The following is a 15068-nucleotide window of genomic DNA, read 5'->3' as shown; positions in this document are numbered from 1 at the left end:
AAACAACATGGGAAATCGACGTTTTGCAAACTGGTTGACCGGTGCAGCCTGCTTATTGCTGGCCGGCATGAGTGCCGCTCAAGCGCAACCGATCAGGTTCGCGGTGGCAGCCGAACCCTATCCGCCCTACACCGAGAAGCAGGCCAACGGTGAGTGGAAGGGTTTTGAAGTCGACCTGATCCACAAGCTGTGCAGCGAAATGAAAGCCGATTGCGAGATCAAGGAAGTGGCGTGGGACGGCATCATTCCATCGCTGCTGGCGAAGAAGATCGACGTGATTTTTTCCTCGATGTCAGTGACCGAAGAGCGCGAAAAACAGATCGCCTTCAGCAAGGCCTACTACGACTCGGCGATTGCCGTGGTCGGCCCGAAAGAGTCGTCGGTGAAGAAATACCCGGATGACCTCAAGGGCAAGATCATCGGCGTGCAGAACTCGACCGTGAGCGCCAGTTACCTGAAGACCTACTACGAAAAAATCGCCGACATTAAGTACTACGACACCCAGGACTCGGCCAACGCCGACCTGATTGCCGGCCGCATCGACCTGATGATGGCCGACGGCACCGCCATGGCGTCGTTCGTCAAGACCCCGGATGCCAAGGACCTGGCCTACCTCGGCACCGTGCCTTATGACCCGATCTTCGGCAAAGGCGTGGGGGCCGGCTTGCGCAAGGACGACACCGAACTCAAGGCCAAACTGGACAAGGCCATCCAGGAGCTGCTGGCAAGCAAGGACTACGACGACCTCTCCCAAAGCTACTTCGGCACCAGCGTGAAACCTGCGTTCTGACCCCAGCCCTGAAAGCAAAACCTGTGGGAGCGAGCCTGCTCGCGAAGAGGGCATGACAGCCAACATCCCTGTTGACTGAACCACCGCTTTCGCGAGCAGGCTCGCTCCCACAAGGGATCGCGTGTGCTAACTGGAGGTTGAAATGCCGGCAATGTTCGATCTGATCAATTTCACCGAACAGGGATGGGGCAGTGCGCTGTTGAAGGGGCTCTGGATGACCCTGCAGATTTCCGCCGGGGCCTTTGTGCTCGGGCTGGCCATCGGGCTGGTGGTGGCGTGCCTCAAGCTTGGCGCGCCGAAGCCGATTGCGGCGCTGATGCGCGGCTACACCACGTTGTTCCGGGCGGTTCCGGAGTTGCTGCTGATCCTGTTGCTGTACTACGTCGGCTCCATGCTCCTCAATTCGCTGATGACCGAACTTGGCTACGGCGTGGTGAATGTCAGCGGTCCGCTGGCGGCCATCGTGGTGCTGGGGCTGGTGCAGGGCGCCTATGCCTCGGAGATTTTCCGCGCAGCGATCCAGGCGATTCCCTTCGGCCAGATCGAAGCGGCCAAGGCGTTCGGCCTGAGCGGTTTCGGGCTGTTCCGGCGGGTCACGCTGCCGATCATGGCGCCTTACGCCATGGCCGGGATGGCCAACCTGTGGATCAACCTGATCAAGGACAGTGCGCTGATCAGCGTGGTTGGCACCAACGAGTTGCTGTACACCGCCAAGCAAGGCGCGGGGTCGACGCGCCACTATCTGTTGTTCTACCTCACGGCTGCCGCGTTGTATTACGCGGTGACGCTGGCGTCGAACTATCTTTCGGGACGGTTGGAGCGACGCATTCGTCGCTGGATGCCTCTTGTTGACTGAACCGGCAGAGAGAATGAAATGATTCCAGCGTGGATAGTTGAATACGCGGCACTGTTGGGCCGGGGGCTGCAAACCACCCTCGCGATCCTGTTGGTCTCCAGTGTGTTGGGTTTTGCCCTGGCGATCCTGGTGGCGCTGGCGCGGATCTCGAAAAACAAGGTGATCGCCAAGGTCAGCCTGTTCTACACCAGCGTGACCCGCGGGACACCGTTGCTGATCCAGATCTACATTTTCTACTACGGCCTGGGCAGCCTGTTTGCCCAGTTCCCGCTGATTCGCGGCAGCTTCCTCTGGCCGTACCTGCGCGACGGATACTGGTACATCGTGTTCGCCCTGGTGGTGTCGGTCGGTGCCTATGTCGGCGAAGTGATTCGCGGGGGCCTGCTGGCGGTACCGAAGGGCGAAATGGAAGCGGCCTCGGCGTTTGGCATGACCGCGCGCCAGTCCTTGCTGCGGGTGCGCCTGCCCCGGGCGATGCGCTTGCTGCTGCCGACCCTGGCCGGGGAAACCGTGATGCTGCTCAAGTCCACGGCACTGGCCTCGACCATCGCGGTGATCGACCTGCTCGGCGCCGCCAACGTGGTCCGCGCACAAACCCTGCAGGTGTACGAACCTTTGTTGCTGGTGGCCGGCGTCTATGTCTGCCTGACCTTCCTGATCGAAGCGCTGTTTGCCTTTGCCGAACGGCGCGGAACGCCCGTGCGCAGGTCGGCCTGATGAATTCGTCGAACGTCGACCGCTCGCTGCAGGGCATTGGCCTGTGCACGTTGGGTTACGCATTCCTGTCGCTGCAGGATGCGGCCATCAAGTGGCTGGTGGCCGACTATTCGGTGGTCACCATTCTGTTCTGGCGCGCCGCCGTGGTGGTCGTGGCAGTGTTGCTGGCGGGGCGTTTGCGCGTTATCCAGCGGGCCTGGCGCTCGCCGAGCCGGCGCTTGCTGGTGGTGCGCGGTTTGCTCTCGATTGTCGCCTGGGTGCTGTACTACACGGCGGCCAGGGACCTGACCCTGGCCGAGATGACCACCCTGTATTTTTCCGCGCCGATCATGGTCACGGTGCTGGCGGCGGTGATCCTCAAGGAGCGCGCCAGCGGCTGGCAGTGGTTCAGCCTGATCGTCGGTTTTGTCGGGGTGGTCATTGCCTGTCGCCCCGACAACATGACCGACCCGTTGCCGATCGTCCTGACCCTGCTGGCGGCGATGTGTTGGGCGTTCACCTACATCCAGTTGCGTCAGGTGGACGAGCAGACGTCAGTGCTGGAGCAGATGCTGATCACCAACCTGGTGTTCGTGATTTGCATGACGGTCGCGTTGCCCTGGACCCACACGCCATCGCCGACGCCCGCCTGGCTGGGCATGCTCGGCGCCGGTCTGGTGGGCGGCATCGGCCAGTTCCTGTTGTTCGCCAGTTTCCGCCGTGCCACCGCGACCTTGCTCGCGCCGTTCGAATACACCGGGCTGATCTGGGCGTTTGCGCTGTCGAGCCTGGTCTGGGGCACGCTGATGGATACGTCGCTGATGTTCGGTGCCGGGCTGATCGCCGTCAGCGGCACCCTGGCGATGATCTTCGGCCGGCACTCGTCACAGGACGTCGTCGGTGCTGAATGCTCCGTGACGCAGCCCCTTTATCCAGCAACGGCAGATATGCAGTCCGTTGGCGGCACTGAAGGTCTCGGGGTTGAGGCACCACTCGAGCCAGAGACCGTCGAGCATCGCCGATAAGCCGATGGCCGCGAGGCGGGTGTCGTGGATCACGAAGCCTTCGCTGGTCGCCAGCCCGTCGAGCAACTGGCGGATCAGATCCAGGTAGGCGCGGTAGCTTTTTTCGTGGGACTGGCTGACGTGATCGGAGTGGCGGATCAGGCTCCAGAACACCACCCACACGCCGAGCAGTTTCGGGTCCATGACCCTGGGCGAGAACGAGCCGACCAGGAAGGCATCGATCTTTTGCGCGGGGGTTTCGGCCTGTTCGATTTCCAGCAGCAGGGCAGTGGTCAGTTCGCTCGCGAGCCGCTGGTAGGTTTCCGCGATCAGGGCCTCGATGCTGCCGAAGTGATGGTTGAGCAAACCTACGGACACCCCGGCCTCGGTGGCAATGCGGCGCACGGAGATCCCGGCGTGACCGTCGCGGCCCAGGCAGCGCAGGGTGGCGGCCACCAGCATTTCGCGGCGGTCATCGGGTTCGGCGCGGCGGTTTTTCGGGGCATCGGTTGTCACGAGGCTGTCCTTGGATGAGGTTCCACGTTGCCGAGCTTAGTTGAACGTCTGTTCAATCACCAGCCTCGGCAGTAGCGATACAACGTTTTTCAACGTTCATGACGGGAGGGAAAGCCCATGCCGCAGGATCTTTCATTCAGCGTTCGCAACAACAATGGCGATGCCGTGCAGGTCGGTGCCTGGCGTTATGCAGGCGATGGCAGCGGGCCAAACGTGCACCTTCAGGCCGGCGTACATGCCGATGAAATCGCCGGGATGCTGGTCCTGCACCTGCTGATGCAACGGCTTCAGGTCGCCGAAACCCAAGGCCGGCTCAAAGGCAGCATCACCGTGGTGCCGCAGGCCAATCCGCTGGGCATCGGGCAGTTTCGCCAAGGGCGGATTCTCGGGCGTTTCCATGACGCCACCGGGCATAACTTCAACCGCGCGTTCGACCAGTCGGCGGCCATGGCGCGACCTTCGACCTGCGTCCAGCAATGGCAGAAAAAACTGGTGCAACTGGCCGCCCCGGCCGATGTGATGCTCGACCTGCACACCGATGACGAAGCCTTGCCATACCTCTACGTGCACCGCAGTTTCTGGCCCCGTGGCCGTGAACTGGCGGCGGCGATGAAAATGGACGTGGCGATCATCTGGGATGACGGCGGCGATGGCTCCTTCGAAGAAACCATCATTGCCCCGTGGCTGCGCGAAGGCGTCACCGCGCACCGCATGGCGGCAACCCTGGAGCTGCGCGGGCAGGGCGATGTCAGCGACCGTTTCGCCGAGTCCGATGCCCAAGGGCTGTACAACTGGCTGTGCGGTTGTGGCGTCATCGATGAGTCAGTGGCGCCTGCCGACTGGCCTGTCGAGGCCGTGGAAATGGGCCACATGGAAACCATCATCGCCCCGCAACCGGGCGTGTTGATCTTCGAAAAAGAGCTGGGGGATTTCGTCGAAGAAGGCCAGCGCTTTGCCCGGATTCTAAGAACCCCGGGCGACCCATCTTCCGAAGTGGTACTGCACGCCGAGCAAGCGGGGCGCCTGGTGACGCGCTATCGCGACCGATTGATACCCCAGGGCATGGGCGTGGCGAAATTCACCGGCAGCCGGGTGTCGCGCAACTGGAGTGGCGGGTTGCTCGACCCGAACTAGCGATAGCCCAGCCAACATCAAACACACCATTGAGCGTTGTGATTACGACCTGTAGGAGCCGGCTTGCTGGCGATGCGATGGTGAATGTGCCGGTGCCATCGCTGGCAAGCCAGCGCCTACGATTGACCGTGTTTATTCGGCTGGGCTGATTTGGTCCAGCAGCCGGTTCGCCGTGATCTCCGCCAGCATCACGCTGTTGGAAATTCCCAGCAGGGCATTGCGTGACCCTCCGTCCAGATGATCGACCAACTGGTGCACCATCACATCGATCGAGGCCAGGGTTTCGACCAGATACACCGTCAGGGTTTCGGTATCGGCACTGGGATCGACGGTAAACAGGGTGCCGGGTGTGCGCGGTGTTGCCTTGATGTCAGCGGTCGAAGGGAAGGCGAGCGCGTATTCGACGGCCTCGTTGAGCATTTTTGCATCGGGTTCGTGCGGGGATACCGGATCGGTGTCCGGCGGGTTGGGGGTGACCTTGAACATGGCAACTCTCCGTCTACGAGTTAAAGCTGCACCATTCGGTTCCAAGCGAAGGGTGGCAGCTGCACGCAGGTTGGAACCCGGGGTAAACGGAACCCGGCAGACCCGAAGGTCTCCCACGCACAGCCGCCATAACGGAGTACACGCTCAAAGCATGCAAGCATTGTTATGAAGGGCGCCATGCACCGTTTATTCATCAGGGTTCCAAGCCTGGTCGCTGAATGGGCAACGACGCGGAAACGATAGAGACCAGGGGCAGGGCGCACAAGCCGGCGGATTCTGGCGTAACCGTAGGCAACGACGCAAGGTGTTGTGGCTTTCAGGAAATACCCTACAACCTTTTTAAACACGCGCTCTTGCGGACATGACCAACTGAGTATCGGCTTTCGTGTATCGCTGTGTATCAGGGCACGACATCCGCATACAGCCATACAAAACCCACGCTTCACGGATACAGCCGGGATACACCACGGGGGCCAAATAGACCTGCCAAAGCGAGATGCCCAACGCAGATCGCACAGAGCTTCATCAACCCTTGTGGTACGACCAATAGTGGTCCAGCCACGCCATTGATCCGGAGTATCAACATGTCTCGTATCCAGTCGAACAAAACCCGTATTGGCCTGCTCGCTGTTGCACTGGTCGGCGGTATCAACTTCGCTTCCACCGCGTTCTCCGCTGAAGCCTTGCCTCAAGGCTATCAACTGGCCTCTGCGGAAAAGACCAGCGAAGGCAAATGTGGCGAAGGCAAGTGCGGTGCCAACGAAGCCAGCGCGAAAAAGACCCAGGCCGAGGGCAAGTGCGGTGAAGGCAAGTGCGGCGATGCGTCCTTTGCACGCACCGACGCCGATCATGACGGCCGCGTGTCGCTCAAGGAACTGCTGGCGGTGGCACCCAATGGCACCGAGGAATTCAAGGCGATAGACACCAACGGCGACGGCTTCCTGTCCGAGGCTGAGACGTACAACTACCGCTCCAACCAGTTCATCTCCAACGGCAAGAAAGTACCGACCGAGCTGTACACCAAGTTGAGCCAGGCCAAAGACTGATCGGCCGCAAACAAAAAAAACCTTCCTGCGTTGACGCGCAGGAAGGATTTTTTGCGTGGGCAGTACTGGTTTGGTCGTCAGGCGTGAAATTGCACTGCACTTGACCACCGGTTGCATCGGATTTAACCAACAGGCTTTGTGAGCACGACCGGTTGAATCCACAGCCAAAAGCGATCATTCCAGTACTGTTTGCACGAAACCTTGGAATTGGCCAATACGCCCTCATAACAATGGCTATACCCAACGTCCCCGAAAGGAACGACAGACCATGACCAGACAAACCGAAACTGCCATTCTCGCCGGCGGCTGCTTCTGGGGTATGCAGGATCTGCTGCGGCGCTATCCCGGTGTGCTGCACACGCGGGTCGGTTATACCGGCGGCGATGTGCCGAATGCCACCTATCGCAACCATGGCAACCACGCCGAAGCCATCGAGATCGTGTTCGACCCTGCCGTGATCAGCTACCGGCAGATTCTCGAGTTCTTCTTCCAGATACACGACCCCAGCACGCCCAACCGCCAGGGTAATGATCTTGGCCCCAGCTATCGTTCAGCGATCTACTACCTCAGCGAACAGCAACGCGACATCGCCGAGGACACCGCTGCCGATGTCGATGCTTCACACCTGTGGCCAGGCCGGGTAGTCACCGAAATCGAACCGGCGGGGCCTTTTTGGGAAGCGGAGCCGGAGCACCAGGACTACCTCGAACGCATACCGAATGGCTACACATGCCACTTCATCCGCCCGAACTGGAAGCTTCCCAAGCGCGCCTGACAGTCGCGTTCGGGAGATGCAGAGGTGACCGCTCGCTGCCTTTCGCGACGGACTATCTATATCGGGTCGTTTTCTGTTTCACACGACGGGCAGAAAACGGCCAAGTATTACCTGCAATAAACTCCCAGCACTCGACAAAATAGTCCTAACCGTTCTATTTCATGCGGACTAAGGTTCCCACAGGTAGTGCATCAAGCACTGATCCAGGAACTCCAAGAAACTGAAAGCTGCCAGTGCTGCCAGTGCTGCCTTGCTCCACGCGACCTCTTTGGGCATGGCCGCTAGCGTTACCGTCTCCGAGTCGCAGTCGCAGTCGCCGCAGGAGTTGGAGTGGATCAACGGAAACAGATCAACAAAAATTGGCAGAATTGAGGGCTAGCTAATGAAACCCGGTATCCAACGACCGTTTACCGCATCCCCAAGCCGTCAACGGGGGGCAGTGGCAGTGCTGGTCATGATTACCATGGCTGCCATGCTGCTGATGGGCGCTTTGGTGCTGGACGGCGGTCATATGTTGTTGAACAAGACACGCCTGCAAAATGCAGTGGATGCGGCAGCGCTGAGTGGAGCCAAGAAGCTCATGATGGTATCCGGTTCAGTCGGTGCGGCCACTCTGACGCAAAGTGCTGCGCGCAACACCCTGCTACTGAATGCCAATGCCACGGGCAACCAGGAGTTGAGCACCGCCATCGGCAGCAATATTGCCAGCTTCGTCACTGTGGAGCTGGCCGCGAGCGTCTACGGGCCTTTCTCCTTCCCTGGCCCACCGAATGCGAAGTTTGTGCGGGTATCGGTACCTAACTATGCTCTGGCCGGTTTTTTCTGGGGCATGTTGCAGGCAACGGGTAATGGCGCCGCCCCGGCCAAGGCTGTGGCGGCCATTGCCACCGCCGGGCCTAGCCCGTCCAGTCCTTGTGATCTAGCGCCACTGATGGTCTGCGGCGACACCTCACAAAACGACCCGGCCACTGGCATGTTCTGGGGTTACCGCTTCGGTGATCTACAGCTGTTGAAAACCGCTTCAAACAATAGTGCTTCGATCGGCCCCGGCAACTTCCAACTGCTCGACTTTGGATCCGGTGGCACTGTCGTCAGAGATGGGCTGGCGGGGGGGATCAATCAGTGCAACATTGTCGGCGCGCAAGCCAGTACCAAGCCGGGCAACACTGTAGGGCCTTCCATTCAGGGTCTGAATACTCGCTTCGGTGAGTATTCAGGCAACCTCAGTTCCCAGAATTACCCTTCGGATCTGGTGATCACCGCCAACTCACCAGCGCTGCAATACAACGATAAAGCATCACCGCCCCAGATCGAGTATCAGAGTAAGCCGATCACTTCTGCGAACGGCGATCTGTCTACCACAGCCGGCCCATTATTCGATTACAACGATTGGGTGCAGAGTTCTGCCGCCTGTGTCTCCGGTACTGGCAGCGGCTGCCAGTCCGGCGGTACGTTCGAACGGCGCATGCTGAAGATCGTCATTGGTCAGTGTAGCGGTACCGATGGTGGGCAGAACTCGGTACCAGTGCTCGGCTTCGGCTGCTTCTTCGTGCTGCAGCCAGCGACTCAAAAGGGCAACGAATCGCAGATCTTCGGTCAATTCGTTAAACAGTGTGAAGGCGATAACGTGTCCGGTCCCAACCCTTCGCAGGACGCGGGTCCGCAAATCATTCAGCTCTACAAGACCTATATCAGCGGCATGTCGACGCCGAGCACCGACTCATAGGAGTTCCATCTGTGGGGCGGTGCACGCACAAACTGCAGATGGACATCTGTCTGCACCCTCCCACTAGGCGCCTCAGGCTTTTCATGTTGACCCATCATCCAGGGAGGGGGGCGGAAAAATTGAGTCCATCCGGCTGATCAGGGCCTGACCCGATGGCTCAGAGCACCCCGGGCACCACCAGGGTCAACCAGGCAACACAAGGTCCCACCAGGGCAACCACCGCGCTGTAGATCAGCAGGCTGCGCAACACTTTTTCTCGCTCCTGCGGGGGTGTATTGGCAACCACCAGCGCACCATTGGTGGAGAACGGGCTGGTGTCGACGATGGTGGTGGAAATGGCGATAGCCGCGACCACGCCGACCGCACTGATGTGGCCCTGACTCAAGAATGGCACGGCCAGGGGAATGATCACCCCCAGCAACGCCGTGGACGAAGCGAAGGACGAGATGATTGCGGCAGTGAAGCACAGCAGCAAAGCGACCAGCAGCGGTTCACCCAGGCCGGAGATGCCATGGGCGACATAGTCGATGGTACCGATGGTCTGCATCACTCCGATGTAAGTGATGATCCCGGTGATCAGCAGAACAGTCGACCAACTGACCTTGTCAATGGCCGCCTTCTGCGCCTTGGGCGCGAACATGGCCAGGACTACCGCGACCGTCATGGCCACCAACCCGATATTAAACTTGAACACTAATGCCGAGATCGCCAGGGCCAACAGCCCGACCAGCGTCGACAGCTTGGCCCTGTCCAGGCCGCTGAGGGTATGTAGCGGCGCACCGGCACTCGTCAGGTCAGTACGATGATACGCAGGGGACGCCGGCGTACCGCCGTGGCCAAGAATGGCCAACGATGCACCAGCAGCATGCAACTCGCGACCGGACGGGACCACCACCAATGACAGGCGAGCGCTGCGTAAACCACCGAAGGCCACGAATACCACCATGGCAATCCCCAGGTTGAACAGCAGGCTGGCGATGAACAGAGTGAACGGTGCATAAGGCAGCCCGGAGGACGCAACGATCTGATTGGTTATGCCACCGAAAATACTCACAGGGGAGAAACTGCCGCCTTGAGCGCCGTGAATCACCATCAGTCCCATGAGCACCGGGTTGATGCGGTATTGCACGGCGAAGTTCAGAGCAATAGGCGCGAGGATCGCTGCCACCGCAGGACTCAGCGCACCGAAACCGGTGAGCAGCGCCGCCACCACGAACATCACCCAGGGTATCCAGGCGACATGACCACGCACCATCAACACTGCCCGTTCGATCAGCCAGTCGATGGTGCCGTTGTTCTGGGCGATGCCGAACAAATAGGTGACACCGACCAACGTCAGGAACAGGTCACTGGGAAAGCCGGCGAAGATGGTCGCCGAAGTCATGTCCATTATCACCGAACCGACGATAAAGGCCGCCGCGAACGCCAGTGCACCCATGTTGATGGGCAGCACGCTGGCGATGCCGAAAATGACCACCAGCACTAAAATCGACAGAATTTCATTATTCATTTCTATCTGACTCCCCGCATTCGGACGGTCCCGCAGGTACCGTCCTTGTTGTTATTGTTTCGGGATGATTAGCAATCGACTCACGTCGGGCCGAGCGTGCCGAAACGAGGAAGCGTGGCTGCCTGCGAAGTCGGTCGTACAAACACAGAAGCTTTCAAGTCTGTCGTGCTAATTGCCATTAAATGCTGCTGGCCGGCGCTCGGCAAAGGCTGCCAGTCCTTCGCCAAAGTCGGCACTTTCGCAGGCTTGTCGGCGCAGTTCGGCAATCTGCTCCATCGCCTGCACCGGAATCGGTTGCAGGTCTTCGAGGATACGCAGCTGTTCCTTGACCGCCGCAACGGCTAGCGGCGCTTTGCTGGCGATGCCGTATGCCAGTTCCAGCGCGGTCGCTTCCAGCACATCAGAGTCGACCAGGCGGTTGACCAGACCAAACCGTTCCGCCCGCTGCGCATCGAGCTTTTGTGCAGTGAAAAACATCTCCTTCAACACATGAATCGGCAAATTGTTGAAGAAGCGCAGCAATCCACTGGTGGTGTACGGCAATCCAATGTTCACCGGCGTCATGGCAAAGCTTGCGCTGCGGTCCGCGACAACCATGTCGCAGCTCATTACCAGATCCACCGCGCCGCCCCACACCGAGCCGGATACCAGGGCAATCACCACGCCGGGATAGGCGCGGATGCGCCGCAATACCTGTTCGAGCGGTTTGCCATAGGCAATCGGGTCGCGGTCGTGTTGCAGTTCGCGGATATCGTGGCCGGCACTCCACACGGATTGGCCGACTTCGCTGCCGAGGATCACCACCTGAATGCGTTGTGACGCCAGGGCGATGAGACTTTCGTCGAGCGCCGTCAGCAGTTGCGCGCTGAGTGCATTGCGGTGTGTGGGGTTGCTGAAGACCAGTCGCGCGATGCGTTCATCGACCCGGTTGACGGTCACGGTTGTGGAAGAGGCTGGATTCATTGTGCGACTCCTGTCGATTGCGCGCCGGTCATGTGATCGGAGTTCTGGAACACTACTTTAGCGGCGAGCAGTGCGTTGATTGATGCAGCGTCGAAACCTGCTTCGCGCAACACTTCGACGGTGTGTTCGCCAAGCAGTGGCGGTGGGCGGCTGACAACGCTGTCAGTGGCGCAGAACACCGGGGTCACTACCTGACGCAGTGCACCAAGTGTCGGGTGCGTGAGTGTCTCGGTCAGTTGGCTGTGCAGCACTTGCGGGTCGTCGAAGACCTCATCGAGTGTGTTGATCGGGCCGGCGGGTAATCCTGCGTCGACGAACATCGCGGTCCACTCGCGTTTGCTGCGGGTTTTCAAACGACTTTCCAGAATCTCTCTCAATTCGTCACGACGTTCGACCCTCGCTTCATTGGTGGCGAAGCGCGAATCGTCCGGCAGCCCGGGCAAATCGAGCAGTACGCACAAACGCCCCCACATGGCTGAAGTGATCGGCGCCAGGTTGAGCGGGCCATCCTTTGTCTGGAACACGCCGTAAGGTGCAATCACCGAATGGGCGTTGCCGGTGCGACGCGGCACTTCCCCCAGGCTGAGGTAGCGTTGGCCGTGCACACTCAGCAACCCGACCAGACTGGCCAGCAGCGACGTGCTGACATGTTGGCCGCGCCCGGTGCGCTCGCGCTCGAGCAGCGCGGCCAGCACCGCTGTCACCAACCACATGCCCGAAGTCAAATCGCCGATGGCGGTGCCGGTGCGTGTCGGGTCGCCATCGACGAAACCGGTCAGGCTCATCAGCCCCGAGTAGCCTTGGGCGATCTGGTCGAAGCCCGGCCAACTGCTCATCGGCCCGTCGGCGCCAAAGGCGTTGATGCTGCCCATTACCAGTCGCGGATTGCGGGCGCTGAGCACCTCATAACCGAGGCCCATGCTTTGCAGCGTGCCAGGTTTGAAGTTTTCGATGACGACGTCGGCGTCATCGATCAGCTGCTGGAGGGTGGTCAACCCTTCGGGAGTGCGCAAATCAATGCACATGCCGCGCTTGTTGCGATTACACGATAAATAGTAGGTGCTCACGCCCCGGTCGAAGGGCCCCCAGGTGCGGCTCATATCGCCAGTCGGGCCGGACTCGATCTTGATCACATCGGCACCGAGGTCTGCCAGCACCATGGTGCAGAACGGCCCCGACAGTGCGCGACTCAGGTCGACGATTTTCACGCCTTGCAAAGCTTGCATGGGATTCTCCATTGAAGGGTTGAATACGGGCCATTGCGCCAAGGCCTTTGAAGCGCTGTTCGCCTTTGGCGACCGTCAGCGCTTCGTGTTGTGAGACGAGTCTAGGCGCCGTATCTCATATCCTTCAAATATGATATTCCTCTCAAACCATCGGATAATCATATGGCTTGAGAGGGTACACATGGACCTGCGCCAGTTGCGGTATTTCATCAAAGTGGTCGAGTGCGGCAACATCACCCGCGCCAGTGAAACGCTGCATATCGCGCAGCCGGCCATCAGCCAGCAGATGCGCAATCTGGAACAGGACATGGGCATGCAACTGCTCGAGCGCAGCGTGCATGGCGTTGTTCCCACGGCGGCTGGGCAAACGCTTTATCGGCACGCCATCGAACTGCTGCGCCAGGCCGACGGTACCCACGAACTGCTGCGCCAGGACGCCGAATTCCCGCGAGGCAAAGTCTCGGTCGGCATGCCGTCGAGTACGGCGCGCATGCTGGCAATTCCGCTCGCGCGCACGATTCGCAGCCGTTATCCGGGTATCAAGCTGGAATTGATCGATGCTCCGAGCGCCGAACTCGGACGTCTGATCACGGTAGGGCGAGTGGCACTGGCGGTGAATGTCGATGTGGTCGAAACCCGGGGCATGGCTTTCCGGCGGCTGTTGACCGAAACGCTGTACTTGGTGGCGTGGCCGGAATTTCCATTATCGGATGAACCGGTGTCGATTGAGGCATTGGCGAAGATGCCGCTGGTGCTGCCCTGTGCTCCGAACACCATTCGCAGTCGGGTCGAATTTGCACTGCAGGAGGCTGGCCTGAAATGCGAGGTCGAATTCGAAGCCAATTCCACCGACCTGTTGTTTTCAGCCGTCAAGGCGCAGCTCGGTGTCACGATCCTGCCGTGGGCCGCGGCCAATGTTGAGCTTGTGCAACACAGGCTCAAGCTGGCCAGGATCGATCATCGACTGTTCAAGCGGGATCTTTCGCTGTGCTGGCACGACACGGTTGTAGAGAGCAATGCCGTGCAGAAGGTGAAATCGACCATTTTCGAGCTGTTCGAGGCATTCGAGCGGCAGCCCGGGTGGGCAGATGAACGGGTCAAAGGAAAGAACCTCCAAGACTACTGACGGGCTGCCTTGGGTCGGTTGCTGCCCTTGGTGGCAGGTAGAAATCGGCCATTACAACAGCTCCCTCACCGAGTGGCGGGGCTGGTGTTGATTGCGACATCACTGCGCCCGGACGCGCCTGTGCAACAGCCGCTCAAGCAAGCCGCCGTGGAAACCTCTGCACGAGGGCAGTTTCGTGACTTGAGTTCGGTCTCGATTGCCCGATCGGTGCACCCGCAGGGGGCTATTCAGTCGCCCATTGATCCCAGTAGCCACTGGCGGAAAATCTCGGCAGCGGCAGAACGCTTGCGATGCTTGAGCGACACCAGGAATTCGCCATTGCCCGTCACGCATTCGAAAGGCGTGACCCGCTGCAATTCGCCCTTGGCCAGCGCTTCGTCAGCCATGAACGTCCAGGCCAGGCCGATGCCCATGCCTTGCTGAACGGCCCGATAGGCCAATGTCAGCTGGTTGAAGACCGGGGCTTTGTCCCGCGCAACGTAGTCGATGGCAAAGTGGCCGAACCATTGATGCCAGTCCAGGCACTGCCAGGCGCAAGTGTCGATCTGCACCAGGTTGGCCTGCGCCAATTGTTCCAGTGTCTTGATCCCCGAGACATTCAGTGACGGATGAGCCACGGCATAGACGATTTCCGGCAGCAGGAAATCGCTGTCCAGCGAGGGCCATTCGCCTGAACCATAAAGAATGCCTACGTCGAAATCATTGAGGCTGGCCTCATCGAACTCGTTGATCGCGTGAACGTGCACGGCGATATCGGGATAGGCCTTGTTGAATTCGATCAGCTTCGGGAACAGCCAGAACTGGGCCAGGGCATGGGTCGCCAGCACCGAGACGGCGTTGGACTGATGGACATTGCGAATTCGCGTGACGCTTTGGTACATCGTGGTGAGGAGCACGTTGACCGTCATCAGCAGCTCATCGCCTGCGCTGGTCAACTTGACACCCCTTGGTTTGCGCTCGAAGAGCGGGACGCCCATGCAGTCCTCAAGCTGGCGCATCTGTTTGCTCACGGCGCTCTGGGTCAGGAACAGTTCGCTTGCGGCACCTGTGAAACTGGAGTGCCGTCCCACCGCCTCGAACGTGATCAGGGTTTCCAATGGGGGCAAGGTACGCAGGTAGCGGTTAATGAGTGTTCTCCTGGGCGGGCGATTGCGATGCGACATTCCGCATGGGAATGGGTGGCCAACTTTTTATCGCAGGTGGCGCTTATATAC

14 protein-coding genes and 1 pseudogene are annotated in these 15068 nt (G+C 59.8%); 9 read left to right on the top strand and 6 right to left on the bottom strand.

What is annotated here, in order from left to right; translation table 11 throughout:
* Positions 1-7: 7 nt before the first annotated feature.
* The 4 genes from ACEN8E_RS18165 to ACEN8E_RS18150 all read left to right on the top strand — a co-directional run bounded on the left by ACEN8E_RS18165 (position 8) and on the right by ACEN8E_RS18150 (position 3367).
* On the top strand, positions 8-790 hold the full coding sequence (locus tag ACEN8E_RS18165; protein WP_495589295.1) for a transporter substrate-binding domain-containing protein: 783 nt from the start codon (positions 8-10) through the stop codon (positions 788-790).
* A gap of 142 nt (positions 791-932) precedes the next feature.
* Positions 933-1646, top strand: a complete 714-nt coding sequence (locus tag ACEN8E_RS18160; protein WP_347911931.1) for an ABC transporter permease — start codon at positions 933-935, stop codon at positions 1644-1646.
* Positions 1647-1664: 18 nt separating this feature from the next.
* Positions 1665-2363 carry an ABC transporter permease gene (locus ACEN8E_RS18155; RefSeq protein ID WP_413704511.1) on the top strand — a complete coding sequence of 233 codons (699 nt, stop codon included), beginning with the start codon at positions 1665-1667 and terminating at the stop codon, positions 2361-2363.
* Positions 2363-3367 (top strand): DMT family transporter, encoded by a 1005-nt coding sequence (locus tag ACEN8E_RS18150; protein WP_495589294.1) that lies wholly within the window; start codon positions 2363-2365, stop codon positions 3365-3367. The genes ACEN8E_RS18155 and ACEN8E_RS18150 overlap by 1 nt, the downstream gene beginning before the upstream one ends.
* Here ACEN8E_RS18150 and ACEN8E_RS18145 read toward each other — a convergent pair.
* Positions 3323-3808, bottom strand: a pseudogene (locus tag ACEN8E_RS18145) (TetR family transcriptional regulator C-terminal domain-containing protein); the annotation flags it as partial. The gene ACEN8E_RS18150 and the pseudogene ACEN8E_RS18145 overlap by 45 nt on opposite strands.
* Positions 3809-3979: 171 nt before the next feature.
* Between ACEN8E_RS18145 and ACEN8E_RS18140 the strand changes: the two are divergent.
* On the top strand, positions 3980-4996 hold the full coding sequence (locus tag ACEN8E_RS18140; protein ID WP_495589293.1) for a M14 family metallopeptidase: 1017 nt from the start codon (positions 3980-3982) through the stop codon (positions 4994-4996).
* Between the two features lie 132 nt (positions 4997-5128).
* On the opposite strand, the gene ACEN8E_RS18135 is transcribed toward ACEN8E_RS18140, so the two are convergent.
* Complete coding sequence (locus tag ACEN8E_RS18135) at positions 5129-5482, bottom strand: DUF6124 family protein (RefSeq protein ID WP_495589292.1); 354 nt, start codon at positions 5480-5482, stop codon at positions 5129-5131.
* A 584-nt stretch (positions 5483-6066) separates the two neighbouring features.
* On the opposite strand from ACEN8E_RS18135, the gene ACEN8E_RS18130 reads away from it, so the two are divergent.
* The 3 genes from ACEN8E_RS18130 (at position 6067) to ACEN8E_RS18120 (ending at position 9029) form a co-directional block, all read left to right on the top strand.
* The gene (locus ACEN8E_RS18130) at positions 6067-6528 is read left to right on the top strand and encodes an HvfA family oxazolone/thioamide-modified RiPP metallophore (RefSeq protein ID WP_495589291.1); all 462 of its coding nucleotides are present in this window, start codon (positions 6067-6069) and stop codon (positions 6526-6528) included.
* A gap of 268 nt (positions 6529-6796) precedes the next feature.
* Entirely contained in the window at positions 6797-7303 is a 507-nt protein-coding gene (gene msrA, locus ACEN8E_RS18125; RefSeq protein WP_108215682.1) for a peptide-methionine (S)-S-oxide reductase MsrA, read from the top strand.
* Positions 7304-7685: 382 nt separating this feature from the next.
* On the top strand, positions 7686-9029 hold the full coding sequence (locus ACEN8E_RS18120) for a TadE/TadG family type IV pilus assembly protein (RefSeq protein WP_495589290.1): 1344 nt from the start codon (positions 7686-7688) through the stop codon (positions 9027-9029).
* Positions 9030-9186: 157 nt separating this feature from the next.
* Here the strand turns inward: ACEN8E_RS18120 and ACEN8E_RS18115 are convergent, their stop codons facing one another.
* The 3 genes from ACEN8E_RS18115 to ACEN8E_RS18105 all read right to left on the bottom strand — a co-directional run bounded on the left by ACEN8E_RS18115 (position 9187) and on the right by ACEN8E_RS18105 (position 12728).
* Positions 9187-10539, bottom strand: coding sequence for an SLC13 family permease (locus ACEN8E_RS18115; RefSeq protein WP_495589289.1), 1353 nt, complete (start codon positions 10537-10539; stop codon positions 9187-9189).
* Between the two features lie 168 nt (positions 10540-10707).
* A complete protein-coding gene (gene scpB, locus ACEN8E_RS18110; protein ID WP_495589288.1) occupies positions 10708-11502 on the bottom strand; it encodes a methylmalonyl-CoA decarboxylase in 795 nt (264 codons plus the stop codon).
* Positions 11499-12728: a CaiB/BaiF CoA transferase family protein gene (locus ACEN8E_RS18105; RefSeq protein ID WP_495589287.1), complete on the bottom strand. Its 1230-nt coding sequence runs from the start codon at positions 12726-12728 to the stop codon at positions 11499-11501. Before ACEN8E_RS18105 ends, scpB begins: the two co-directional genes overlap by 4 nt.
* Before the next feature lie 181 nt (positions 12729-12909).
* Here ACEN8E_RS18105 and ACEN8E_RS18100 point away from each other — a divergent pair, with 181 nt between their 5' ends.
* Positions 12910-13854 carry a LysR substrate-binding domain-containing protein gene (locus tag ACEN8E_RS18100; RefSeq protein WP_495589286.1) on the top strand — a complete coding sequence of 315 codons (945 nt, stop codon included), beginning with the start codon at positions 12910-12912 and terminating at the stop codon, positions 13852-13854.
* Between the two features lie 227 nt (positions 13855-14081).
* On the opposite strand, the gene ACEN8E_RS18095 is transcribed toward ACEN8E_RS18100, so the two are convergent.
* Complete coding sequence (locus tag ACEN8E_RS18095; protein WP_495589285.1) at positions 14082-15017, bottom strand: LysR substrate-binding domain-containing protein; 936 nt, start codon at positions 15015-15017, stop codon at positions 14082-14084.
* Positions 15018-15068 lie beyond the last annotated feature (51 nt).

The organism is Pseudomonas sp. Pseusp9, from assembly GCF_059491265.1.
Note: the sequence above shows the minus strand (reverse complement) of the source record. Positions and strands in the feature narration are given on the sequence as shown.